Source organism: Microvirga subterranea (genome assembly GCF_003350535.1).
In the GTDB taxonomy this organism is placed as follows: domain Bacteria; phylum Pseudomonadota; class Alphaproteobacteria; order Rhizobiales; family Beijerinckiaceae; genus Microvirga; species Microvirga subterranea.
The window spans coordinates 159,807-182,918 of sequence record NZ_QQBB01000001.1 but is presented as its reverse complement, the minus strand read 5'-3'; the positions used below and the strand labels follow the sequence as shown (position 1 = coordinate 182,918).

Annotated in this window: 28 protein-coding genes; 12 read left to right on the top strand and 16 right to left on the bottom strand. The window is 67.1% G+C overall.

Annotated elements, in window-relative coordinates; genetic code table 11:
- Window positions 1–132: 132 nt before the first annotated feature.
- On the top strand, window positions 133–282 hold the full coding sequence (locus DES45_RS00815) for a histidine kinase (protein ID WP_114768079.1): 150 nt from the start codon (window positions 133–135) through the stop codon (window positions 280–282).
- On the top strand, window positions 279–1,211 hold the full coding sequence (gene xerD, locus DES45_RS00810; protein ID WP_114768078.1) for a site-specific tyrosine recombinase XerD: 933 nt from the start codon (window positions 279–281) through the stop codon (window positions 1,209–1,211). Before DES45_RS00815 ends, xerD begins: the two co-directional genes overlap by 4 nt.
- 19 nt (window positions 1,212–1,230) lie before the next feature.
- Here the strand turns inward: xerD and copM are convergent, their stop codons facing one another.
- The 4 genes from copM to metX form a co-directional block, all read right to left on the bottom strand.
- Window positions 1,231–1,611, bottom strand: coding sequence for a CopM family metallochaperone (gene copM / locus DES45_RS00805; RefSeq protein ID WP_114768077.1), 381 nt, complete (start codon window positions 1,609–1,611; stop codon window positions 1,231–1,233).
- Between the two features lie 39 nt (window positions 1,612–1,650).
- Window positions 1,651–1,863: a heavy-metal-associated domain-containing protein gene (locus DES45_RS00800; RefSeq protein WP_114768076.1), complete on the bottom strand. Its 213-nt coding sequence runs from the start codon at window positions 1,861–1,863 to the stop codon at window positions 1,651–1,653.
- A gap of 93 nt (window positions 1,864–1,956) precedes the next feature.
- Window positions 1,957–2,601 (bottom strand): methionine biosynthesis protein MetW, encoded by a 645-nt coding sequence (metW, locus tag DES45_RS00795; protein ID WP_114768075.1) that lies wholly within the window; start codon window positions 2,599–2,601, stop codon window positions 1,957–1,959.
- A complete protein-coding gene (gene metX / locus DES45_RS00790) occupies window positions 2,598–3,767 on the bottom strand; it encodes a homoserine O-acetyltransferase MetX (RefSeq protein WP_114768074.1) in 1,170 nt (389 codons plus the stop codon). Before metX ends, metW begins: the two co-directional genes overlap by 4 nt.
- A 143-nt stretch (window positions 3,768–3,910) precedes the next feature.
- Between metX and DES45_RS00785 the strand changes: the two genes are divergently transcribed.
- Genes DES45_RS00785 through DES45_RS00775 form a run of 3 tightly spaced genes read left to right on the top strand, consistent with a single transcriptional unit; the run spans window position 3,911 to window position 6,854 of the window.
- Complete coding sequence (locus tag DES45_RS00785) at window positions 3,911–4,744, top strand: chorismate mutase (protein WP_114768073.1); 834 nt, start codon at window positions 3,911–3,913, stop codon at window positions 4,742–4,744.
- Between the two features lie 60 nt (window positions 4,745–4,804).
- Window positions 4,805–5,914, top strand: coding sequence for a histidinol-phosphate transaminase (hisC, locus tag DES45_RS00780; RefSeq protein WP_114768072.1), 1,110 nt, complete (start codon window positions 4,805–4,807; stop codon window positions 5,912–5,914).
- Window positions 5,907–6,854 carry a prephenate/arogenate dehydrogenase family protein gene (locus DES45_RS00775; protein WP_114768071.1) on the top strand — a complete coding sequence of 316 codons (948 nt, stop codon included), beginning with the start codon at window positions 5,907–5,909 and terminating at the stop codon, window positions 6,852–6,854. Before hisC ends, DES45_RS00775 begins: the two co-directional genes overlap by 8 nt.
- On the opposite strand, the gene DES45_RS00770 is transcribed toward DES45_RS00775, so the two are convergent.
- Window positions 6,848–7,897 carry a DUF2125 domain-containing protein gene (locus tag DES45_RS00770; protein WP_114768070.1) on the bottom strand — a complete coding sequence of 350 codons (1,050 nt, stop codon included), beginning with the start codon at window positions 7,895–7,897 and terminating at the stop codon, window positions 6,848–6,850. The two genes, DES45_RS00775 and DES45_RS00770, sit on opposite strands and share 7 nt — an antisense overlap.
- 77 nt (window positions 7,898–7,974) lie before the next feature.
- On the opposite strand from DES45_RS00770, the gene DES45_RS00765 reads away from it, so the two are divergent.
- Entirely contained in the window at window positions 7,975–8,499 is a 525-nt protein-coding gene (locus DES45_RS00765) for a gamma-glutamylcyclotransferase (protein ID WP_173949841.1), read from the top strand.
- Here DES45_RS00765 and DES45_RS00760 read toward each other — a convergent pair.
- The 3 genes from DES45_RS00760 to DES45_RS00750 form a co-directional block, all read right to left on the bottom strand.
- Window positions 8,496–8,855: a hypothetical protein gene (locus tag DES45_RS00760; RefSeq protein ID WP_342633495.1), complete on the bottom strand. Its 360-nt coding sequence runs from the start codon at window positions 8,853–8,855 to the stop codon at window positions 8,496–8,498. The two genes, DES45_RS00765 and DES45_RS00760, sit on opposite strands and share 4 nt — an antisense overlap.
- Window positions 8,856–8,990: 135 nt before the next feature.
- On the bottom strand, window positions 8,991–9,758 hold the full coding sequence (locus DES45_RS00755; protein WP_114768067.1) for a lysophospholipid acyltransferase family protein: 768 nt from the start codon (window positions 9,756–9,758) through the stop codon (window positions 8,991–8,993).
- A gap of 142 nt (window positions 9,759–9,900) precedes the next feature.
- Complete coding sequence (locus tag DES45_RS00750) at window positions 9,901–10,554, bottom strand: YdcF family protein (protein WP_245429678.1); 654 nt, start codon at window positions 10,552–10,554, stop codon at window positions 9,901–9,903.
- Between DES45_RS00750 and DES45_RS25490 the strand changes: the two genes are divergently transcribed.
- Complete coding sequence (locus DES45_RS25490) at window positions 10,553–10,729, top strand: hypothetical protein (RefSeq protein ID WP_245429677.1); 177 nt, start codon at window positions 10,553–10,555, stop codon at window positions 10,727–10,729. The two genes, DES45_RS00750 and DES45_RS25490, sit on opposite strands and share 2 nt — an antisense overlap.
- A gap of 9 nt (window positions 10,730–10,738) precedes the next feature.
- On the opposite strand, the gene DES45_RS00745 is transcribed toward DES45_RS25490, so the two are convergent.
- On the bottom strand, window positions 10,739–11,713 hold the full coding sequence (locus tag DES45_RS00745; protein WP_114768065.1) for a cell division protein FtsX: 975 nt from the start codon (window positions 11,711–11,713) through the stop codon (window positions 10,739–10,741).
- A 4-nt stretch (window positions 11,714–11,717) separates the two neighbouring features.
- Window positions 11,718–12,386, bottom strand: coding sequence for a cell division ATP-binding protein FtsE (ftsE, locus tag DES45_RS00740; RefSeq protein ID WP_114768786.1), 669 nt, complete (start codon window positions 12,384–12,386; stop codon window positions 11,718–11,720).
- 351 nt (window positions 12,387–12,737) lie between these two features.
- Between ftsE and hpt the strand changes: the two genes are divergently transcribed.
- Window positions 12,738–13,304 (top strand): hypoxanthine phosphoribosyltransferase, encoded by a 567-nt coding sequence (gene hpt / locus DES45_RS00735; protein ID WP_114768064.1) that lies wholly within the window; start codon window positions 12,738–12,740, stop codon window positions 13,302–13,304.
- Window positions 13,305–13,325: 21 nt separating this feature from the next.
- Here the strand turns inward: hpt and DES45_RS00730 are convergent, their stop codons facing one another.
- Window positions 13,326–13,835, bottom strand: coding sequence for a TspO/MBR family protein (locus DES45_RS00730; protein ID WP_114768785.1), 510 nt, complete (start codon window positions 13,833–13,835; stop codon window positions 13,326–13,328).
- A 73-nt stretch (window positions 13,836–13,908) separates the two neighbouring features.
- On the opposite strand from DES45_RS00730, the gene DES45_RS00725 reads away from it, so the two are divergent.
- Complete coding sequence (locus DES45_RS00725) at window positions 13,909–15,063, top strand: trans-sulfuration enzyme family protein (RefSeq protein WP_114768063.1); 1,155 nt, start codon at window positions 13,909–13,911, stop codon at window positions 15,061–15,063.
- 78 nt (window positions 15,064–15,141) lie between these two features.
- Window positions 15,142–17,088, top strand: coding sequence for a bifunctional 2',3'-cyclic-nucleotide 2'-phosphodiesterase/3'-nucleotidase (locus DES45_RS00720; protein ID WP_114768062.1), 1,947 nt, complete (start codon window positions 15,142–15,144; stop codon window positions 17,086–17,088).
- A 53-nt stretch (window positions 17,089–17,141) separates the two neighbouring features.
- Here the strand turns inward: DES45_RS00720 and DES45_RS00715 are convergent, their stop codons facing one another.
- Window positions 17,142–18,029 carry a YihY/virulence factor BrkB family protein gene (locus tag DES45_RS00715; protein ID WP_114768061.1) on the bottom strand — a complete coding sequence of 296 codons (888 nt, stop codon included), beginning with the start codon at window positions 18,027–18,029 and terminating at the stop codon, window positions 17,142–17,144.
- A 187-nt stretch (window positions 18,030–18,216) separates the two neighbouring features.
- On the opposite strand from DES45_RS00715, the gene DES45_RS00710 reads away from it, so the two are divergent.
- Window positions 18,217–19,086 carry a DMT family transporter gene (locus DES45_RS00710; RefSeq protein WP_114768060.1) on the top strand — a complete coding sequence of 290 codons (870 nt, stop codon included), beginning with the start codon at window positions 18,217–18,219 and terminating at the stop codon, window positions 19,084–19,086.
- Between the two features lie 58 nt (window positions 19,087–19,144).
- Here DES45_RS00710 and DES45_RS24950 read toward each other — a convergent pair whose 3' ends face one another.
- The 4 genes from DES45_RS24950 to DES45_RS00695 all read right to left on the bottom strand — a co-directional run bounded on the left by DES45_RS24950 (window position 19,145) and on the right by DES45_RS00695 (window position 22,172).
- Window positions 19,145–19,309 (bottom strand): hypothetical protein, encoded by a 165-nt coding sequence (locus DES45_RS24950; protein WP_170151344.1) that lies wholly within the window; start codon window positions 19,307–19,309, stop codon window positions 19,145–19,147.
- Between the two features lie 118 nt (window positions 19,310–19,427).
- The gene (locus DES45_RS00705; protein ID WP_114768059.1) at window positions 19,428–20,516 is read right to left on the bottom strand and encodes a TRAP transporter substrate-binding protein; all 1,089 of its coding nucleotides are present in this window, start codon (window positions 20,514–20,516) and stop codon (window positions 19,428–19,430) included.
- 193 nt (window positions 20,517–20,709) lie between these two features.
- A complete protein-coding gene (locus tag DES45_RS00700; RefSeq protein ID WP_114768058.1) occupies window positions 20,710–21,327 on the bottom strand; it encodes a hypothetical protein in 618 nt (205 codons plus the stop codon).
- A gap of 116 nt (window positions 21,328–21,443) precedes the next feature.
- A complete protein-coding gene (locus DES45_RS00695; protein ID WP_114768057.1) occupies window positions 21,444–22,172 on the bottom strand; it encodes a DUF4142 domain-containing protein in 729 nt (242 codons plus the stop codon).
- A 368-nt stretch (window positions 22,173–22,540) separates the two neighbouring features.
- Here DES45_RS00695 and DES45_RS00690 point away from each other — a divergent pair, with 368 nt between their 5' ends.
- On the top strand, window positions 22,541–23,095 hold the full coding sequence (locus tag DES45_RS00690; protein WP_147282322.1) for a hypothetical protein: 555 nt from the start codon (window positions 22,541–22,543) through the stop codon (window positions 23,093–23,095).
- Window positions 23,096–23,112 lie beyond the last annotated feature (17 nt).

The window sequence follows — 23,112 nt, the reverse complement described above, 5'->3', positions numbered from 1 at the left end:
CTAGCATGGCGTCGGGGCCGTGTCACAAGGGCGTTATCCTAAGCACCCACCGGAACTTGCGCTGGGGAAGGGCTTGCCTTCAGGGCCCATGCATGGTTGTACCGGGAAGCGTTTCGAAAGGCTTCCGTCCCAGTGCCGACACTCTTCCGGTTCCTCATCGTCGTCGCCGTTCTGGCCGGTCTCGGTTTTGCGGCCATGTTCGCCTTGGCAACCCTCGTCGAGCCGCAGCCGCGGGAGATCACGGTCCCGATCCCGAGCAATCGCCTGCCCGCCTCCTCATGAGCGGCGCCCGCCACGCCAGCCTCTTCCTCGACATGCTCGCCGCCGAGCGCGGCGCCTCGAAGAACACGCTCGATGCCTATCGGCGCGATCTCGAGGATTACCTGGCCTACCTGACCGAGGCTGGAGCCTCCCCCGATGTGGCGAGCTCCACGACGGTGCGCGGCTTCATGGCGAGCCTCGAGGAGCGGGGCCTCAAGGCCACCTCGGCGGCGCGCCGGCTCTCCGCCGTGCGCCAGTTCCACAAGTTCCTTTACGTGGAAGGCTATGCCCCGGCCGATCCGACCGCGGCGGTCTCGGCGCCGAAGCGGGGCCGTGCGCTGCCCAAGGTCCTGTCGGTCGATCAGGTCGACAAGCTCCTCCAGGTGGCCCATGAGGGCGCCGCTAATCCGGAGGCCGCGCCGGGCGAGCGCCTCAAGGCCCTGCGAATGGCCTGCCTGCTCGAACTCCTCTACGCCACCGGCCTGCGCGTCTCTGAGCTCATCGCGCTGCCCCGCAGCGCGGCCAAGACCCGGGAGCGCTTCCTCGTCGTGCGCGGCAAGGGCGCGAAGGAGCGCCTGGTTCCGCTGACGGATGCCGCCAAGGAGGCGGCCGCCGCCTATCTGGCGGCGCTGGAGCAGCAGGGGAAGACGATGGGGCCCTGGCTCTTTCCGGCCGACAGCGAGAGCGGCCACCTGACGCGCCAGGCCTTTGCCCGGGATCTGAAGGCGGTTGCCGGCGCGGCCGGACTCCGGTCCGACAAGGTCAGCCCGCACGTGCTGCGACACGCCTTCGCGAGCCATCTGCTCCAGAACGGCGCGGACCTGCGCATCGTGCAGGAGCTTCTCGGCCATTCCGACATCTCGACGACGCAGATCTATACCCATGTCCTCGACGAGCGCCTGAAGAGCATGGTGCGGGACCTGCATCCCCTGTCGTCCGGCGACCGCTGAGGCGATCGCCGGGAGAGGTTCAGAGGCCCCGCTTCTTGAGCCAGGCCTGCATTTCGGCGATTTCCCGCTCCTGTTCGCGGATCACGTCGGCGGCCCATTTGCGGGCCTGCTCGTCCTTGCCGTGCTCCAGGAGCACCTTCGCCATGTCGATGGCTCCTTGATGGTGAGGAATCATCCCGCGCACGAAATCGACGTCGGCGTCGTTCGAGAACGGGATGTCCATGTTGCGGTGCATCTTGGCATTCGCATCGCGGTAGGCCTTCGTAGCCGGCGTATCGGCCGCCGGAGCTGAAGGGGCCGGCATGGAATGGCCCGAATGCCCGCCGTGGTGGGCGCCTTGGGCGGCGGCGAGCGACGGAGCGGCGATTGCGGCCATGAGGGCCAGAAGGCGAATTGTCATCGGAACTCTCCAGGATTTCGAGAACAAGGGCCGGCGCTCCTAAAGAGCGGGGGCCGATGTCGGCTCGGCCTGATAGCCGGCTTCGCGCACCACCTGCAGGATCGCCGCTTCGGTCTCGCCGGACGACACCCTGATCTCGCGCCGCTCCAGATCAGCCTCCACCCGGGCGGCTTCGTCGACGGTTCGGATCGCTCGCGTCACGGCACCAAGACAGCCGCCGCATTTCATGTCGGGAACGTGAATGACATACATGGTCGGTACCCTCATTCTGTCAGGTCCCGACCTTCATGGACCTTCCTACGGTGGGAAGGTCAAGCGCCTTTCCGGAGGGAGTCGGCTGGCTGCTTACCGCCGCTTGAGCAGGAAGACGCCCTGCTGGCCGAGCAGGTTCCAGGCCCACCACGGCAGGGTCACCCGCACGGGGCTTCCGCCCGCGTCGAGAGCCACCGCCTTCTCCATCTCGGCCCCGACCTCGCCGCAGAGCTCGACGAAGTCGCGGATGGTGCAGAAATGGATGTTGGGGGTGTCGTACCAGGAATAGGGCATGTTCCGGGTCACCGGCATGCGGCCCCGCAGGAAGAGGTCGAGACGCACGCTCCAGTGTCCGAAATTAGGGAACGACACGATGGCGCGCCGGCCGATGCGCAGCAGGTTTTCCAGCACGACCTTGGGCTGGCGGGTCGCCTGGATGGTCTGGGACAGGATGACGTAGTCGAAGGCATCGTCCGGGTAGTCGGAAAGGTCCGTGTCCGCGTCGCCCTGGATCACCGGGAGGCCTTTCGCCAGGCACGTGTTCACGCCCTCCCGGGAGAGCTCGATGCCGCGCCCGTCGACCCCCCTGCGATCGCGCAGCAGCGCCAGGAGCGAACCATCGCCGCAGCCGACGTCGAGCACGCGGGAGCCCGGCTCCACCATGTCGGTGACGAGCAGGAAGTCGAGGCGGTGGCCGGCATGATCCTCGGTGGGAGTGAGGAGGGCGGTGGCCGTCATGCGATCCCCCGGACCCGCGCGGCCGCGTCGATGAAGCCCTTGGCGGCGGCGAACATCTCAGGTTCGTCGAGCAGGAAGGCGTCGTGGCCCTTGTCGCTCTCGACCTCGACGAAGCCCACGGATGCAGCGGCCGCATTGAGCGCATGGACGATGGCGCGGGAATCGGAGGTCGGGAAGAGCCAGTCGGACGTGAAGGAGATCACGCAGAACCGGGTGGCCGACCCCTTGAAGGCCTTGGCCAGGCTGCCGCCGTGCTCGGCCGCCAGGTCGAAATAGTCCATGGCGCGCGTGACGTAGAGGTAGGAGTTGGCATCGAAGCGCTCCACGAACGAGACCCCCTGGTAGCGCAGGTAGCTCTCGATCTGGAAATCCGCATCGAACGAGAAGGTCGGGGCATTGCGGTCCTGGTAGTTGCGGCCGAACTTCCGGTGCAGGGCCATCTCGGACAGATACGTGATGTGCGCGCCCATGCGGGCGACCGCGAGGCCCTTCGCGGGCCGTGTGCCCTCCACGAGATACCGGCCTCCGCGCCAGTCGGGATCGGCCATGACGGCCTGGCGTCCGACTTCGTGGAAGGCGATGTTCTGCGCCGAGTGCCGCGCCGCGGTGGCGATCGGCAGGGCGGAGAACACCCGGTCGGGATAGCTCGCGGCCCATTGGAGCACCTGCATGCCCCCCATGGAGCCGCCGACGACGCAGAACAGGGTCTCGATGCCGAGGCGGTCGATGAGCGCGGCCTGGGCCCGCACCATGTCCCGGATGGTCACGACCGGAAAGTCGAGGGCGTAGGGCCGGCCGGTCGCCGGATCGGTGGAGGCCGGGCCCGTCGTTCCCATGCAGCCGCCGATCACGTTGGCGCAGATCACGAAGAATCGGTCGGTGTCCACGGGCTTGCCCGGCCCAACCATGGTGGTCCACCAGCCCGGCTTGCCGGTCACGGGGCTCACGTTCGCCACGTGCTGGTCGCCGGTGAGAGCATGGCAGATCAGGACCGCGTTGGTTTTGTCGGCGTTGAGCCGGCCGTAGGTCTGGTATGCGATCTGCCAAGGTCCGAGCGGAATGCCCGCGTCCATCATGAGAGGCTCGTCCGCGCCGAAACGCGCCACGAGGCTCGACGGATCGTCGACCTGGCTGCGCGGCTCCGGGGGAAGAGAGATGCTGGACATGGAAACTGACGAACGCGTTCGATCTGCCGAACACCGGTAGTTCGCCCGGGCCGGGCCGTCAACGAACATAAAGCCTCACGGAAGACTTGGCAGAGAGGTCGGGTGCTGCGAAAGAAGGGCACCCCTGTTCAGGATCGCTGCCCATGTCCGCTGAAGCGCCCGTTCCGTCCCTCGCCGAGCTGCGCCAGGAAATCGACCGTATCGACGAGTCCATGCATCGGCTCCTCATGGAGCGCGGCACCATCATCGATCGCCTCATCTCGGTGAAGAAGACCTCCGAATCCGGCTCCGCCTTCCGGCCGGGCCGCGAGGCCTCCATGATGAGGGCTCTTGCGGAGCGCCACCAGGGCCTCCTGCCCCTCGACACGGTGGAGAGCATCTGGCGCGTCATCATCGCGACCTTCACCTATGTACAGGCGCCGTATTCCGTTCATGCGGACGTCTCGGCGGGCGACGCGCCTATGCGCGACTCGGCCCGGTTCCATTTCGGCTTCACGGTGCCCTACCTGATGCACCCGAGCGCCGCAGCCGTTATCGAGGCGGTGGCCTCGTCGCGCGGGGATCTCGGCATCTTCCGCATCGACCAGGGGGCGACCAGCGGCGCCTGGTGGCGGACGCTCGCCGACCGGGACCGGCCCAAGATCATCGCCCGCCTGCCCTTCATCGAGCGGCCGGACCACCCAGCCGGCACGCCGGTCTTCGTGATCTCGAAGCCCCTCGCCGACACGTCGCTGCGCGACGTGGTGCTCTATGCGGCTCAGTTCGAGCGCTGGCACCGGGGCGCCAACGAGGCGGTGGCGGCGCTTGGGGGCGAGGTGGTGGCGAGCGCCGCCGACGCCAACGGGCTCTCCGAACTCATCGCCGTGCCCGGCACCATCGAGGCCGCGCGCCTGCACGAGGCCCTGACCGGCGCCGGCGCAAGCCTGTCGCAATTGGCCGAAGTCGGCATCCACGCCGAACGTTTCCGCGTGAAATGAGCGCCGAGCTGCGCTAGAGCCTTCCCGATATGTCCTTCCCTTTGCAGGAACCTTAGAGATATGGCCGCCCGTCCCGAACCCCGTCCCGGCGTGATGCAGATCGAGGCCTATGTGCCCGGCAAGAGCAAGGCCGGAGCCGGGGTCGTGAAGATCCACAAGCTCTCGTCCAACGAGACCCCCCTCGGCCCCTCGCCGAAGGCGATGGAAGCCGTCCGGGCGATGGACCATTTCGAGCTCTATCCCGACGGTTCCGCCACCGCCCTGCGCGAGGCGATCGGGGCGAAGTACGGCCTCGACCCGGCCCGCATCATCTGCGGCGCGGGCTCCGACGAGCTCCTGTCCCTGATCACCAACACCTATGTGGGGCCGGGCGACGAGGGCCTCTTCTCGGAGCACGGATTCCTCGTCTACAAGATCGCCATCCTGGCGGCGGGCGGCGTGCCCGTGGTGGCGCCCGAGAAGGACTACCATGCCGATGTGGACGCGATCCTCGCGCGCGTGACGCCCAAGACCAAGATCGTGTTTCTGGCCAATCCCAACAACCCGACCGGCACCTACCTGCCGTTCAACGAGGTCAAGCGCCTGCATGCGGGGCTGCCACCTCACGTGGTGCTCGTGCTGGACGCGGCCTATGCGGAATACGTCCGCCGCAACGACTACGAGTCGGGGCTCGAGCTCGTCGCCACCGCCGAGAACGTGGTGATGACCCGCACCTTCTCGAAGATCTACGGCCTCGCCAATCTCCGCCTCGGCTGGATGGTGGGACCGGCCCACATCATCGACGCGGTCAACCGCATCCGCGGCCCGTTCAACATCAACGGCCCGGCCATGGCGGCCGGGATCGCGGCGATCCAGGACGACGCCCATGTGGGCAGGGCCATCGCCCACAACGAGCAGTGGCTCGCCTGGCTCACGAAGGAGATCGAGGCGCTGGGCCTGAAGGTCACCCCGAGCGTCGGCAACTTCCTGCTGATCCACTTCCCCAATGAAGCCGGCAAAACCTCGAAGGAGGCGGACGCCTTCCTGACCGGCCGCGGCCTGATCCTGCGCCGGATCGATGCCTACGGCCTGCCGGATGCCTTGCGCCTGACGATCGGCGACGAGGAGGCGAACCGCCTCGTGGTCGAGGCCCTGCGCGACTTCCTGAGCGGCCGGACGTCCCATGCCTGAGCGCCTCGGTCCACCGCGGGCGACGCCGCTCTTCGGGCGCGTCGCCCTGATCGGCCTCGGGTTGATCGGGTCGTCGATCGCCCGCGCCGCGAGGCATCTCCAACTGGCGGGCACGATCGTGGCGGTCGACCGCAGCGAGGAGACCCTCGCCCGCGTGCGAGAACTCGGCATTGCCGACGAAGTGACGGCGGATGCCGCGGCCGGCGTGAAGGATGCGGATCTCGTCATCCTTTGCGTTCCGGTGGGAGCATGCGGGTCCGTCGCGGAGGCCATGAGGCCGGGCCTCAAGCCCGGCTCCATTGTTTCCGACGTCGGCTCGGTGAAGAAATCCGTGCTCGCGCAGGTCGAGCCGCATCTGCCCGAGGGCGTCCATTTCGTTCCGGCCCACCCGGTCGCCGGCACGGAGCATTCGGGGCCGGACGCGGGCTTCTCGACCCTGTTCCACAATCGCTGGTGCATCCTAACCCCGCCCGACGGCGCGGACGAGGCGGCGGTGGAGCGGGTGCGCGAGTTCTGGGCGTCCATGGGCTCGAACGTGGAGATCATGAGCGCGCAGCACCACGACCTCGTGCTCGCCATCACGAGCCACGTGCCGCACCTGATCGCCTACAACATTGTCGGAACGGCCGCCGACCTGGAAACCGTGACCCAGTCCGAGGTGATCAAGTTCTCGGCCGGCGGCTTCCGCGACTTCACCCGCATCGCCGCCTCCGACCCGACGATGTGGCGCGACATCTTCCTCCACAACAGGGAGGCGGTGCTGGAGATGCTGGGCCGCCTCAACGAGGACATCGCGTATCTCGCCCGCGCCATCCGCTGGGGCGAGGGCGACAAGCTCTTCGAGCTCTTCACCCGCACCCGGGCGATCCGGCGCGGCATCATCTCGGAAGGCCAGGATGCGCCGGATCCGGATTTCGGGCGCCGCCGCGGCGATCAGTAGATCGCCGGCAGGGTGATGTTGGGAATGACGAACGGACCGAAGGCGAGGCGTCCGTTCTCCAGCCGGACCGGCGGGAGGGGCGAGAGGGCGGGGCGGCCGTTGGCCTGCTGACCCGGGGCACCTCCGCCCTGGCCCAGGAGCGCGCTCAGGAGCGCCCCGTTGCGGCGGCCCATCACGTTGTCCAGAAGCCCGTCGAGGCCCGCTGCCGCGAGGCTGAGCTGACCGGCCGGCCGGTGCATCTCGTCGAGCCGCAATTCGCCCTTGGCCTCGGCGCGCCGCGAACCCTTCGCCAGCGACAGCATCAGCACGTCGAGCTTGCCGCCGGCGCTGCGCCAGCGTTCCAACTCCTCGGCGATTGGCCGTCCGCGAAAGCCCTCCGCCTGCGTGACCGTGAGGTCGGAATCGATGTCCGTGCGTTCGGAGCCTCCCACCAGGGCATCGAGCACCGGAATGGTGGTCTGCTTGACCGAAAGGGCCGCATCATAGGCCTTCTCGGCGCTGCGGGAGGGATTGGGCCTCACATGCAGCTCCAGATGCTGGCCCGAGGTCGCGATCTCGCCGGGAGCCAGTCCCGAGACCGTGACGCGCGGCGCCTCGGCCACCAGGGACAGGCGCCGGAAGCCGTTCTGTTCCGCATGGAAGCTCGTCTGCAGGAGATCCCACGAACCCTGAACGGTGACCTGCCCGTCCGTGACCTTCAGCGGACCCTCGATCTCCGTGATGATGAAGCGCGGCTGATAGACCTGGGCCACCGATTCGACCCGACCGAGGGAGGCCGTCACGGCGCCCTGCTTCAGGCTGAGGCTGTTGCAGATCAACTCGATCCGGAACGGGTAGCCGCCTATGCTGCGATCCTGGCAGGTCCATTGCCGCCCGGCGCGGGCTTCCGTCGCGAACCAGGCATCCACGGCCTCGCTCGCCCGGCTGCGGATCACGAACCAGGCCGCGCTCCAGGCGACCGCGATCAGGAGCAACAGGACGAAGGGCGTATAGAGCCAGAAACGGCTGTAGCGTGCGGTTCCGGCGGGTGCGGCTTCATCCATCCATGTTTCTCCTGTTGTGTCGGCCCTTGCTACCTGCTAGCGCCCGAAGCAGGCAAGGTTCGGGCGCATGGGCTGATATGGACAATCCCGACGATCTGTGGGTTTTCGGCTACGGCTCGCTCATGTGGCGGCCCGGTTTTCCCTACCTCGAGCGCCGCCACGCGCACCTGTTCGGCTACCACCGCTCGCTCTGCATCTTCTCCCATGTTCATCGGGGTACGCCCGACAATCCGGGTCTGGTCCTGGGGCTCGATCGCGGCGGGCGTTGCCACGGCGTCGCGTTCCGGGTCGCCGCACACGAGATCGAGGCCACGGTCCATTACCTGAGGGAGCGGGAGCAGGCCACCGCCGTCTACCTGGAGCGCCGCCTTCCGGTGCGGGTCGGAGCGGACGAGACCGTCAGCGCGCTCGCCTATGTGGCGGATCGCAAGCATCCGCAATATGCCGGGCGGCTCTCCTTCGACGAGGTCCTGCGGCTCGTCCGGCAGGGACAGGGCGTCTCGGGCGCCAATCCCGATTACGTGCGCTCGACCCACGAGCATCTATTGGGAATGGGGATTGTCGACCCGCTGCTGGAGCGCATTACCGCGTCGCTGTCTTAGGACGCGCGGCTTTCGTCCTCGCGCAGATCCTCGACGATGGCCTGGCGGCGGGTATCGCTGTCGGCAAGGCGGTGCACATGCATCTCGGTGGCGCCCCGCGTCACGACCTTGGCGAACCAGCGGGCTCTCGCCTGCTGGCTCGGGTGCGATCCGGCCGTCGCCACGTCGACCACCTGGGCGGTGCCGGTCTCGTCCCGGCGCACGGCCAGGATGACCGCATTGGTGACGCTCAGAACTTCCGTTTCGGTAAAGGGATGGATGCCGACGATGTAGCGCCGCCCGGAGCGTCCGCGCCATGAACTCAGGGCCGGTGCCGAGTGGAGACCCGCCGTGGCCCGCAAACTTTCCTCACGCACGTCAGCCCTCCGCGTCCGATCTTGACGGAGATCCCGCATGGCCATCGACCATGATATGGTACGCTTGTTCGCCATTTGTTCCTAATGTAAGGAGCCTGAGGCAAAACGTCAAGGACGCGTCAAACTGTTGTGATGTCAGGCTTTGGACAAGCTGGAAGCGGTTTCCGGCCGAATCTCCAGGCCGAGTTCGGCGCAGCCCTCGGCCAGCAGCCTGTCGGACGCGGTCTCGATGGCGTCCTGCATCTGTCGGAAGAAGACGTCGCGCGGCAGGCCCGGGGGAATCGGATCCAGGATTTCGACCCGGATCGTGCCGGGACGGCGGATGAAGCGGCGGCGCGGCCAGTAGAGGCCGGAGTTCAAGGCGATCGGCAGGCAGGCGACGCCCAGGTTCTGGTAGAGGTGGGCCACGCCGAACTTGTAAGCCGGCGGCGCTCCCGCGGGGCGGCGCGTCCCTTCGGGGAAAATGACGATCTGGCGCCCGTGCTTGGCCTCTTCCCGGGCTTGGGCCGTCATCTGGATTAGGGCCTGCGAGCCCGCCTTGCGGTTGACCGGCACCGAGCCGCCCTTCCAGGCGTACCAGCCGAAGAACGGGATCCACATGAGCTCCCGTTTCAGGATGAAGGCCGGGTCATCGAAGAAGGGCACCAGCGCGAAGGTCTCCCAGAGCGACTGGTGCTTGGCGGCCGCGAGGAAGCCGCCGGCCGGGATCTTCTCCCGCCCCCGCACCTCGATCTTCGTTCCGGCGATCACCCTAAGGAGCCAGAGCGACGAACGCGCCCAGAGCTTCACGCCGCCCAGGAAGGTTTTGCGCGGCACCAGCATCCAGGGGAGCAGGATGATCAGCCAGAAGACCAGGTTCACATAGAACGCGACGTTGAACAGCAGGGAACGGAGAACGAGCATGGCTTCGATGGAAAAAAGGAAAAAGCGGAGCCTTCAGGCTCCGTGGCCGCCAACCTTGTAGAGCATTTTCCAGCGACGGGAATGCGGTTTGTCGCCAAAAATAGCGACCTGATCCGATAAGGCGCCGGTCAGGCGGGCGTCATCAACGCCATTGCGTCTCGGCGGACACGTGCTGGATCGGCCGGTTCATGATCTGGACGACCGGGGAGCGCTCCGGATCGTCCTCGAAGCGGGTCCGCACCCAGACCGCCAGGAACTTCAGGTACTCGATGCCGAGGACCCGGGCCGTGGAGGCATTGCGCCACCAGTCGTGCGGATCGATGGTCGCGGCGACCGGATAGGGGATCTTCTGCAGGTTCGGCAGCGTGTGCTCGAGCTCCACGAGGGTGCGCGGCATGTGGTAGTTCGACGTCACCACGATCAGGGCGTCGAACTGGTTCCGCTCGGCCCAGCGCCGGGTCTCGATGGCATTGCCGATGGTGTTGCGCGCCCGGTAGTCCAGGTCCACGCAGCAGTCGAAGAGGCGGCGCTGGCCGGGATTGAGGCGGGCGATCTCCTCGCGGCTCGTCTTCTCGTTCACGCCGGAAATCAGCAGCCGCTTGGCATAGCCCTTGGCGAGCAGGTCGATGGCGTCGCCGATCCGCTGGGCGCCGCCCGTCATGGCGACGATGCCGTCCGCGCGTGTTTCCGGCTTCTGCTCGAAGCGGTCAAGGGAGTAGACGAAGCAGAGAAAGCCCAGGAACCCAAGGATGATGCCGGCCGCAGCCGTGTAGAACGCCCAACCGAGCACACGCATGACCCTTGAACGCCTGGCGGGAGCGGTCGATCCCGACATACTCCAGCCCCAGCCCAAGGCTTCACCCGTCTCTCTGGCGCTCAGCGTCGCCCAACTCTGCGTTCGCGAGGTCATCACGGTTGAGGATAATGCAGAATGCGGCAATGGAGAGGCAACCCGTTTTATCCACCGGTAACCATCATCCTCAACCATTTCCGTTAAGAAAGCGTCTCACCGTGAGCCGCGACACGATTCCCGTGATCAGCGCGACCGCGAGCGCGATCAGGACCACGATCGCGTAGCCGCGCCAGCCGATGCTGAAGGAGCCGAAGAGCGCCTCGATCTGGTCTCCGGCCGGGCTCGCCCGCCAGGAGCGCGTGACGAAGCCGAGAATGATGGTCAGGACCAGGGCCGCACCGGCCCCGGCCATGCTGCCGCGTAGGCCGAGCTTGAAGAAGCGGCGCTGGAACTCCCGGGCGATGAAATCGTCGTTCGCGCCCACGAAATGGAGCACCTCCACCACCTCCCGGTTGCCGGCCATCGCCCCGCGAGTCGCGAAGGTGACGGCAAGGCCCGCCGCCACGAGGACGAGCACCACGAGGCCGATCCCGATGCCGATGATGGTGTTCGCCATGGTCGAGAGCCTGGACACCCAGAGGGCGTGGTCGTCGAGGCTCGCGCCCGGCACCTGCTGCCTCAGGGCCTGGCGCAGGGGCTCGAAATCGGGCTTGGCGTCGCTTTGCAGCTTGAGCACGATCAGGCGGGGGATCGGCAGGTCGTTGAAGTCGAGGCCCGTGCCGAGCCAGGGCTCCAGCAGGCGCTCGGATTCCTCGCGGGAGAAGGCCTGCGCCTCCTCGACCCCCGGCGTCTGCCGCGCGAGGGCGACCGCCTTGTCCACGTCGGCCTGGATCGACCGCTGGGCGTTGGGCCTGACCTGGATCGTGACCTCGCGGGCGATGTCCGAGCGCCATTGCTGGGAACTCGTCGCGATCAGCTCCGCGCCGCCGGCGCAGAGCGCCGCCAGGAAGGCCAGGATGGCGATGACGGCCGCGAGCGCCCGGCCGCCGGCCGAATCCACCGGCACCAGGGGTGCGTTGCGCCGGAGCGAGGCGGGCAGGGCGCGCTGGCCCTGCTCCGGCGCCTGGGCTCTTGACGAGCGCGGTGCGGGAAGGTCGCTCATCGGCTCACTCGTCGATGTGGAGCCGGCCGTCCCCGAGCACGAGGCGGCGGACGTTGAGCTGGTCCATGAGGCTGAAATCGTGGGTGGCGATCACCACCGAGGTGCCGAGGCGGTTCAGCTCGATGAAGAGCCGCAAGAGCCGGCGGGCCAGCGACGGGTCCACATTGCCGGTCGGCTCGTCGGCCAGCAGCAGGTCGGGGCGCACGATCAGCGCGCGGGCGATGGCGGCGCGCTGCTTCTCGCCGCCGGAGAGCACCGGCGGCAGCATGTGCATGCGGTCGCCCAGGCCAACCCAGCGCAGGAGCTCCACCACCTCGTTGCGGTAGCTCGCCTCCTCCTTGCCCTGCACCCTCAGGGGGAGGGCCACGTTCTCGTAGGTGGTCAGGTGGTCGAGCAGGCGGAAGTCCTGGAACACCACGCCCATGCGGCGGCGCAGGTCAGTGAGCTCGTCCTTCGAGATCTTGGAGACGTCCTCCCCGAACAGCGAGATCAGGCCGCGGGTCGGTTTGACCGAGAGCAGGATCAGGCGCAGCAGGGTGGTCTTGCCCGCGCCCGACGGGCCGGTGAGGAACTGAAACGAGTGGGGCTCGATAGAGAAGGTGAGGTCGCGCAGGACCTCGGGGCCCATGCCGTAGCGCACGCCCACATTCTCGAAATGCACGGACGGCGCCATGCCCTCGTCGAACTCGCTGTCGTAAAACGCCTTCACGCGCTCCTGAGCCATTCCTGCTGGGGTGAAAACCTGCGGCGGGCCGGGTTCCACCGCGCTTCGATTCGCAATGCTTATCGCCTCCGTCCCTGACGCGCCAACGAATCCGGGCCGCCAGCCCGCGACGGCGGGACGCGCCCACGATCCTATGGAATGGTTATCAGGGAGTGAATCGGCACGGCGCGTTTCCCGCGCCATTCGGCCGGAGAGGCGTTAAGTCCGTTTGACTTCCGGTCCGCGGCATGGTCGTGAAGAGGGACGACTTCGCAGGGCCTGCATGTCGAAGCCCTGCTCATTTTTCTGGACGGACCGACGATGACTGCTAACCCCCGCATCCGGGTTCTCTTCGACGAAAACACCATCGCCAAGCGTATCGAGGAGCTGGCCCAGCAGATCGCGAACGCCAGACCTGAGAATCTTCTCGTGGTCGCCGTCCTGAAGGGCAGCTTCATGTTCGCGGCCGACCTGATCCGGGCGCTGCACCGCGTCGGCCTCGCGCCCCAGGTCGAGTTCGTGCACCTGTCGAGCTACCTGGACGGCACGGTCTCGTCCGGCCAGGTCACGATCCTGCGGGACGTGGAGAGCGACGTGCGCGGCCGCGACGTGCTGCTCGTGGACGACATCCTCGAATCGGGCCGCACCGTGACCTTCGCCAAGGACCTGCTGATGGCCCGGGGTGCCAAGCGCGTCTCCACGGCGGTCCTGCTGGAAAAGCCCGGCAAGCGGGCGGTGAGCATCCACGCCGACTATGTCGGCTTCACCTGCCCGGACCTGTTCGTGGTCGGCTACGGCATGGACGTGGCCCATTCCTACCGCCAGCTGCCCTTCGTGGGCGTGGTCGATCACGGCAACCAGGACCCGGACCTGTTCGACAAGCCCTAAGGGTCGGGCGCGGCCGGAACCCTATCCGTTGAGGTGCCAGATCGCCGCATTCAGGGCGGTCGCGTAGGTCACCCAGGCGAGATAGGGGACCAGCAGCCAGGCGGCGATCCGGTCGAGCGGCCAGAAGGCCCGGATGGTCGCCAGGATCGCCACGATCAGGGCCGCGATGACGACGAGCCCTGCCGCCGGGCTGTGCGCGCCGAAGAACGCGAACGACCAGAGGCAGTTGAGCGCAAGCTGCACGAAGAAGGCCGTGACGGCGGCCGTGCGGCCGGGGCGCTCCTTGGGCAGCGACAGGATGCGCCAGACCGCGTAGGCCATCATGATGTAGAGCGCGGTCCAGACCGGACCGAAGAGCCAGTTCGGCGGCGTGAAGCCCGGCTTCGCCAGGCCCGCATACCAGGTCGGGATGTTCGGCGTGGTCACGAGGCTCCCGGCGACGCTCACCGCCACGACCGGCAGGACCGCGATCAGAAAACGCTGTAAAGGTGGCGTCGGCCGACCGGCCAAAGTCGATTGGCCTGGATGCATCATTCCGCAATTCCCTTTAATGGATGAGCTTCGCTGTTCTCATCCCAAACCCACCCCGCTCCCGGAGGTTCCCATGTCGTCCGATCGCCTGCAATGGTCCAAACGCAGTCTCGCCGCGCAGGCCATGGGCCATGTGGACCCGATCACGAAGGCGGTGGTGCCGCCGATCCATGTGGCGACCACCTACATCCGCGACGAGGACAACGCCTATTCGTCCGGCTACGTCTATGGCCGTCCCGACAACGCCACGATCCGCGAGGCCGAGGGCGTGCTCGCGATGCTCGAGGAGGCCGGGGCCGGGGCGCTGCTGTTCTCCTCCGGCATGGCGGCCGCAACCGCCGTGTTCCAGGCCCTCAACCCGGGCGACCACATCGTGGCGTCCAAGGTGATGTACTGGGCCCTGCGCAGCTGGCTCATGACCGAGGCGGTGCGCTGGGGCCTCGCGGTCGACTTCGTCGAGACGGACGACCTCGACGCCCTGCGCGGCGCCGTGATCCCGGGCCGCACCAAGCTGGTCTGGGTCGAGACCCCGTCGAACCCGCTCTGGACCATCACGGACATCGCCGCAGCGGCCGAGATCGCCCACGCGGCAGGCGCACGGCTCGCGGTCGATTCCACCACGGCCTCGCCGATCCACACCCGGCCCCTGACGCTCGGGGCCGACATCGTCATGCATGCGGCCACCAAGGTGCTCAACGGGCATTCGGACGTGGTGGCGGGCGTGCTCGCGGGCGCCAAGGCGGATGCGTTCTGGGAGAAGGTCGCGTCGATCCGCAAGATGCAGGGCGCCATCCTCGGCCCCTTCGAGGCCTACCTGCTCATGCGCGGCATGCGGACCCTGCACCTGCGTGCAGCCGCGCAGGCTAGGAGCGCCATGACCCTGGCCGAGCGCCTCTCCGCCCATTCGAAGGTCGCCCGCGTGCTCTATCCCGGCCTGCCGCAGCATCCGGGCCACGACATCGCGACCCGGCAGATGGAGGGCGGCTTCGGCTACATGCTGTCGATCCAAGTCATGGAAGGAGAGGCGGCGGCGATCCGCACGGCGGCGCGGGTGCGCCTCTTCAAGCGCGCGACGTCCCTCGGCGGGGTCGAGAGCCTCATCGAGCACCGCGCCTCGATCGAGGGCCCGGGCACCCCGTGCCCGCCGGACCTGCTGCGCCTCTCTACCGGAATCGAGGACGTCGAGGACCTGTTCCGGGATCTCGACGAGGCCCTGAAGGCGGGTTAGCCGGCTCATCTTCCCTTATCGTAAAAGTTGTGTTGTTCTCTGCTACGCGAACGCTGTTTCACATCAAGGAATGTCAGCATGACGTCGACCTTCACCCGCCGCCGGATCCTTCAGACCGGCGTGGCGGCCGCCGCCCTCACGGGAATGCCTCAGCTCGGATGGGCCGCCGGCCCGGTCGTCAAGCTGCGCGTCATGGAGACCACGGATCTCCACGTGAACATCATGCCCTACGACTACTACCGTGACGCAGCCGACGACACGGTGGGGCTGGCGCGCACCGCCACCCTCGTGAAGGCGGCGCGGTCCGAGGCCAAGAACAGCCTGCTCTTCGACAACGGCGACATCATCCAGGGTTCGCCGCTCGGCGACTATGTGGCCTATCGCAAGGGCATGAAGAAGGGCGACGTTCATCCCATCGTGGCCGCCATGAACGTGCTCGACTACGATTGCGGCACCCTGGGCAACCACGAGTTCAACTACGGCCTCGATTTCCTGCAGAACTCCCTTGGGGCGGCCAAATTCCCGCTCGTCTGCGCCAATGCCATCAAGGCCGACGGCACTCCGCTTCAGAAGCCCTGGCTGGTCCTCGACCGCGAGGTGACGGACGAGAGCGGCGCCAAGCAGACCCTGAAGGTCGGCGTGATCGGCTTCGTGCCGCCGCAGATCGTGCAGTGGGACAAGGCCAATCTCGACGGCAAGGTCACCACCATCGATATCGTGGATGCGGCCAACAAGCATGTGCCGGAGCTCAAGAAGGCGGGCGCCGACATCGTCGTGGCGCTCTGCCATTCCGGCATCGCGGGCGGCGAGCGCAAGGGCGGCGAGGAGAACGCGGCGCTCCATCTCGCCAAGGTCGACGGCATCGACGTGATCCTCACCGGGCACCAGCACTTCGTGTTCCCGGGCGGCAAGGAGTTCAACAACATCGAGGGCGTCGACGTGAAGGCCGGCACGCTCCACGGCAAGCCCGCCGTCATGGCCGGCTTCTGGGGCAGTCACCTGGGCATCGTCGACCTTGAGCTCACCAAGGAAGGCAACGCCTGGAAGGTCGCGAACTTCCGCACCGAGGCGCGCCCGATCTACGACCGCGTCGACCGCAAGGTGGTGGCGAAGGTCGGATCCGAGGCGGCCGTGGTGGCGGCCGTGCAGGCCGACCACGATGCGACCCTCAAATACGTCCGCGAGCCGGTCGGCAGCACGGCGGTGCCGATCCACTCCTATTACTCGCTCGTCGCCGACGACGCGTCGGTGAAGCTCGTGGCCGAGGCGCAGGCCTGGTACGTGGCGGATCTCCTCAAGACCACCCAGTACAAGGATCTGCCGCTCCTGTCGGCGGCGGCGCCCTTCAAGGCGGGCGGCCGCGGCGGCCCGAACTATTTCACCGAGATCAAGCCCGGTCCGCTCGCCATCAAGGACATGGCCGACATCTACATCTACCCGAACACGATCCGGGCCGTGAAGGTGACGGGCGCCCAGGTGCGCGAGTGGCTCGAGCGCTCGGCGGGCATCTACAACCAGATCGATCCGGCCAAGGGCGGCGAGCAGGAGCTGATCAATTCGAAGTTCCCGGCTTACAATTTCGACGTGATCGCGGGCGTCCAGTACAAGATCGACCCGACGCAGGCCTCGCGCTACGACAATGACGGCAAGCTCGTCGACGCCAATGCGCGCCGCATCAAGGACCTGACCTATAACGGCAAGCCCGTGACGGACGATCAGGTCTTCATCGTGGCCACCAACAACTACCGCGCCGGCGGCGGCGGCAATTTTCCGGGCAACGACGGCACGACCATCGTGCTCGATGCGCCGGACCTGACCCGCGACGCCATCATGCGCTTCATCATCGAGCGCAAGGAAGTGGCCCCGAAGGCGGATGGCTCCTGGTCCCTCGTGACACCGCCCGCCAGCGTCACCACGACCTTCACGACCGGTCCGAACGCCGCCGCCTACCAGCCGGCCGGGATCAAGGTCGAGAAGATGGGCGATGCACCGGAAGGTTTCGTGAAGTACCGCATCGTGGGCTGACGTCAGCCTGATTGATCGAGGAGCGGCCGGGCATCCGCCCGGCCGTCTTCATGTCAGGGCATGGCGATCACGTCTGTCAGGGGAGGCTTCGGCTCCGTGTTGAGGCGCCGGCGCTTGGCCAGGATGATCGTGCCGTTGAGCTCGCCGCCGAACAGGAAGATCGCCCCGAGGGTGTAGAGGAAGATGAGCGCCACCATGGCGGTGGCGAGCCCGCCATAGGTCGAGGCATAAGCGCCGGGAAACGAGTCGAGATACCACCCGAATCCGACGCCGCCGAGGAGCCAGAGCAGCAGCGTCACGCCGACCCCGGGCAGCACCGAGCGGAAGCTTCTTCGGCCGGCGGGCACGAGCTTGTGGGCGATCAGGAGCCCCGCAACGATGACGACGGTCGCGACTGCGAGCCTGAGGAAATCGATGATGTTGCCGAACCGGGCGAGGGCCGGCACCCAGTAGAGGATCCCGCGCCACACGAAGGGGCCGAGCACCACGAGGAAGGCCAGCGCCAGCATCACGAGCGCGCCGCCGATCACGAAGGCGATGGATTCGAGCCGGGTCAGCCACCAGGCCCGCGTCTCGCGCACCCCGTAGGCGCGGTTGAGGCCCACCCGAAGGCTCTCGACGCCGCTCGACGCGAAGTAGAGAGCAAGGACGAGGCCGATCGTCAGGACGTCGCTGCGCCGTCCGGTCAGGATGTGGTGGACCTCGCCGGCGATCGGCCCCGCGACCTCCTTCGGCCAGGCCTCCAGGATGATGTCGGCGGCCTCGTCGGCCAGGGATCCGGTGCCGAACAGACCCGCCAGCGCCGTCATCAGGATCAGGAACGGAAACATGGAGGTGAGGACCGACAGCGCGATGTGGCTTGCGATCGCCCAGGCGTCGTGCAGCACGAAACGGCTGGCCGTGATGGCGAGGATCTCGAGATAGAGGCGCAGACGGTTCAACAGTCATTTCTCCGAGCGGCTGGAGATGGCGCGAAGACCGACCTGGACAAGAGAAGTTCCCGGACGCCCCTCATGAGTTCTAGGCGCCGCACGGCAAAGCTCAAAGCCCCGTCCGGCGATTTCCCTCGGCGGCGATTGCAGTTGCGAGGCGGGTCGGCTACTCGCGTGGGGCACCCGGATCCTCACGATGCCCCATGCGTCCCTCCTCGCCCGTCTTGCGCCGCCGCTCTTCGTCCTGATCTGGGCGACCGGCTTCATCGTCGCCCGGATCGTGGCGCCCCATGCGGAGCCGCTGACCTTTCTTTTCGTCCGCTATCTGCTCGCCATTCTGGTTCTGGTCCTTCTCGTCCTGGCGGCCCGCGCCCCCTGGCCCCGGACGTGGCAGGAATGGCGAAACGGGCTTGTGGCCGGCGTCCTTCTCCACGGCTTCTATCTCGGCGGCGTGTTCTGGTCCGTAAAGCATGGCCTGCCGGCCGGCATCTCCGCCCTCGTGGCGGGGCTCCAGCCCCTCGTGACCGGGCTGCTCGCGGGCCCGCTCCTGGGCGAGGCGGTGTCCGTGCGGCGCTGGACCGGGATCGGCATCGGCTTCATGGGGGCTTCCCTCGTGGTGCTGCCGAAGCTCGGCGACGGTGGCGTGCCGCCGTTCGCGCTCTTCATCTGCCTGCTGGGCATGCTGTCTATCACCCTCGGGACGATCTGGCAGAAACGCACCGGCGGCGCGCTCGACCTGCGGGTCAATGCGGCCGTGCAGTTCATGGGCGCCGCCGCCGTCACGCTGCCGCTCGTCCTGCTGACGGAGACGGGCGAGATCGAGTTCACGCTGCCCGTCCTGGGGGCGCTGGCCTGGGCGGTGTTCGGCCTGTCGATCGGAGCCATCGGGCTGCTGCTCTTCCTGATCCGCCGGGGCGCCGTCGTGGGCGTCGCGACGCTGCTCTACCTGGTGCCACCGGTCGCCGCGCTTATGGCCTTCGCGCTGTTCGGCGAGACCCTGAACCTCGTGCAGATGATCGGGATGGGCTTGGCGGCGCTCGGGGTGGCGGTTGCGAGCCGCAGCTGACGAAAGCGGATGAGCCCCGGTGCACGTCGCTTCCGGGGCCTGCCGAAGGGAGGCGCACTTACTTGGTGATCTTGACGGAGACCGGATCGCTGGCCGGGAAGGTTTCCTCCACGCCTTCGTCGAGCTTCTCGTCGAGGGCCTTCTTGGAATTCTCCGGCAGCTTCTCGTCCTTCTTACCGGACTTGACCTGGGCCTTTTCCTGCTTGCTGTGCTTGTCCTGCATATCGTGCTCCGTTTCGGGGATCCACATTCCCCTGTCGCAGAGACAACGCATCAGGACGGCCTGCGATCCAGGCCAAGCTGAAAGAGGCGGCGCGTGATCCGCGCCGCCTCCGTGCCGGTCAGCGCTGGACCGGCTGGGAATTGACGAAATAGTCGAACGGCAGCTCGGCGATGCGGAACCAGGTCAGCTCCTTCTCGCGGAACGCGCTCCAGGAATCGTACACCTTCTTGAACTTCGGATTCGAAGCGGCGAGTTCGCTGTAGAGCCGGAAGGCTTCCTTGTAGCTCTGCTCCATCACGTCCTTCGGGAAGGGGCGCAGTTGCACGCCCTGTCCGACGAGACGGCGGATCGCCTCCGCGTTCTGCGCGTCGTACTTGGCCACGCACATGGCGTTGGCCTCCGCGCAGGCGGCTTCCAGAATGGCCTTGTAGTTGTCCGGCAGGGAGTTCCACTTGTCCATGTTCACATAGAGCGAGGGCTGCGCGCCGCCTTCCCAGAAGCCCGGGTAATAGTAGTATTGGGCGACCTTCACGAAGCCGAGCTTCTCGTCGTCGTGCGGGCCGGAGAACTCGACCGCGTCGAGGGTGCCGCGCTCGAGCGCCGGGTAGATGTCGCCAGCGGCCAGCACCTGCGGCACCACGCCGAGCTTCGCCATGATCTGACCGCCCATGCCGGCGATACGCATCTTGAGGCCCTTCAGGTCCTCGATGGATTTGATCTCCTTCCGGAACCAGCCGCCCATCTGGGCGCCGGTCTGGCCCGCCGGGATCGGATAGACGCTGTAGTCCTTCATGAACTCGCGAACGAGGTCGAGACCGCCGCCGTAGTACATCCAGGCATTGTGCTGGCGCACGTTCATGCCCCACGGCACGGAGGTGTCGAACATGAAGGTCGGGTCCTTGCCGATGAAGAAGCTCGACAGGGTGTAGGAGCACTCGACCGTGCCGTTCTGCGTCGCGTCCAGGGTCTGGAGCGCGCCGACGAGTTCGCCTGCGGCGAAGACCTGGATCTGGAACTTGTTGTCGGTGGCGGCAGCCACGCGCTTGGAGATCATCTCGCCGGCGCCGTAGAGGGTGTCGAGGCTCTTCGGATAGGCCGAGGCCATGCGCCAGCGGATCTCCGGCTGGGATTGCGCGATGGCGGGCGAGCCGACCATCCCGGCGGCTGCCGCCAGACCTGCCCCCTTGAGTACTTTTCTTCTGTCCATGGCTGTTTCCTCGTAACCTTTGTTGCGTCGCCGTTGACGCGGCTGAACGATGCATAAAGGCAGAGGTGGTCCGGTGTCATCCGGAGATCGGCGGAGGCATGCTGGCCAGGACGGGCTCGCATGCGCAGCATGCATGAGAAGCAGAGCGGGAGGCGCCGTGCCTCCCGCTCTCGTTACTTGGAAAGATCTGAGCTTACCGCTCCTCGGTGCCGCCTTTCGACAGCGGCCGCTCTGTCTGCGGACCGCCGGCCCGAGCGGAACGTTTCGGCGGCTTCTCGTCGCCGGTCGAGGAAGTGGACTTACCGCCCGACTGGCTCGCCGTCGGATGCCCTCGCACCAGTGTGCCCTTGGGAACGTCGACCGCGTTGCCGGGAGCCGGAACCCGGGCGCGGGAGGCTGCTCCGCCGCTCATGCCGCTCGGGCCGGCGGGAGCATCCGTGCGGGCTGCCCGCTGCGCCGGGCTCTTGTTGGCGGTGGTCGGCACGCCCTCGGCGATCTCCGCGTTGGAGAGGGTCATGCGGGTGTCGCCGGCGCCGTCCTCGGGCGGGACCTCCTTGAAGGAGTGAATGCCGGCCGCCGATCCGCTCGTCACCCGTCCGTCGTCGATGCGGCTGATGTCGAGATCGGGATCGAGCTTCTTCGAGGCGCCCATGATGCCGGTGGCCTTGGCGGCAGCACGCTTGGTGTTGCCGACATCGTTGCGGGCAGTTGGACCGGCGACGAAATCGTCGCCCGTTTCCTCGGCCTGCACCTCGTTCATGACCTCGTCCACATCGGGTTCCGGGGGACGGCCCCGCTTGTCCTGCGCCATCGGGTTTCCTCTCTTGGTAGGGCGGGCCTGATGCCCGCAACTCGGAAGGCCAACGCCTCGTCCGGAAAGGGGGTTCCGGCGCCGCGTGCCTGCAACGGGGCGCCGGGACTGATGACTTATCGGCCAAGCTCCTGCTCGATCGACTGCAGCAGCGCCAGGTGTTCCTGGACCTGTCCGCGGGCGAGCTTCGCGAGATTCACGGATTCCCGATTCCCGGAATTCGCCTTGAGATACTGCTCCTGAAGCGAGAGCAGCTTCCGGTGCCCTTCGATCTGCATGGCCACGAAGTCGCGATCGAATGCGGGGCCGCCCTGAGCCTTGGACAGCTTCTCCATCGCGGCTGCGTCCTGCGGCGGCAGTTCGGGTGCCGTCGAGGCCGCCTGCTGCGCACCCCGAGTGGTCGATGCGGTCGCTGCAGGGTCGGCGAAGGAGTGAAGAACGTCCTGGATGGTGTTCTGCTCGCCGATCTCGAATTCCGCGAACTGCTTCACACGCGGATTCTGCGCCTTGGTGAGCGCGAAGTTCGCCTGCTGGAGCGACACGGTGCTCACCGCCAGAACCTGCTGGATATACTGCCGGTCGGCCTGCGAGGCCTGCTGGCCTTGCGCCGCCGGCGCGCTGGCCTGGCCCTGGCGATTGGGCGTCTGCGTATCCTGCGGCGCGCCGCCCTGCTGGGTCCGCTGCTCGCGCTGCTGCGCATTGGTGCCGAGGGACTGGTTGGTCTGCGTTTCCGCGGGTTGTGGATTCACCTGATAGGGGATGGCCTGGTTCTGCTGAACCCCCTGGGCGAAGGCCGGAAGACTGATGGCGGCGGCAAGACCGGCGACGACAAGACGGCGCGACATGACGATTTCTCTCCTGCGTGAGTGTGAGAGCCGAACGTTCGCAGGCGAGGTTTGGTTCGTCCGCGAGGCCGGACGGATCCTGGAGCATGGCGGCGTACCCGTTCGGCTCGGCGCGACGCGCTGCCGTTCGGAGCGAGCATTTTCCGGCGGATGTCTGCACTGTCAGCAAACGGATCGTTTCCGGTCGACATGCCGAAGCACCGCCGTACTTGGGTGCCCGAGGCGTCATCCGAAAGCCGGAGGCGGGTTGGCCGCAGCACGTTCACATACTCCGAATTTGCGGGGTGCAGGGGCGGGAACCCGCGCAGCTTAGCCACGTTGCTCGAAAACACGGGAGACGAGCGATGCGGAAGATCTTGAGACAGGTGATGCGTCGGCGTCTCCTATCGGCGGGCATGATCCTTGCAGCTGGGATCGTGACGGTGCCGGCCCATGCCGAGGGCCTCTTCGGATTCCTGCGCCTGTTCGCCCCGCCCTCCGCACCGGCGCCAGCCTACCGTCCTTTCGAGGAGTCCGTGCCGGCCTTCACCCAGCCCCGGCCGAAGCCTGTGCGTCCGAAACCCGCTCCTGCCGAACCGATCGCCATCAAGATGCCGGACAAGCCGAAGGCGCCAGGCGAGATCGACAATCCCGTTCCCGCTCTCATGGCCGACAGCACCCTGCGTCCTGGCGACATGGTGATGTTTCCCGATGGGCTGCGGGTGTTCACCGGCAAGCCCGGAGAGCGTCACAAGCTTGCGGATTTCACGCCTCTGTCGCAGGCCGGAAAATCCCTGTCGAAGGAGACGCGCAAGCTCGTTGCCAATCTGCATCCCGGCGTGAACACCGCATGGAGCACGGCCGGCCTTGAATCGAAGAGCAAGCTGGCGGCGAACACCGGCGACGTCACGACGACCGGAAGCATCAAACGGACCAAGCGCTGATCCGCGTCGGAGTGCCG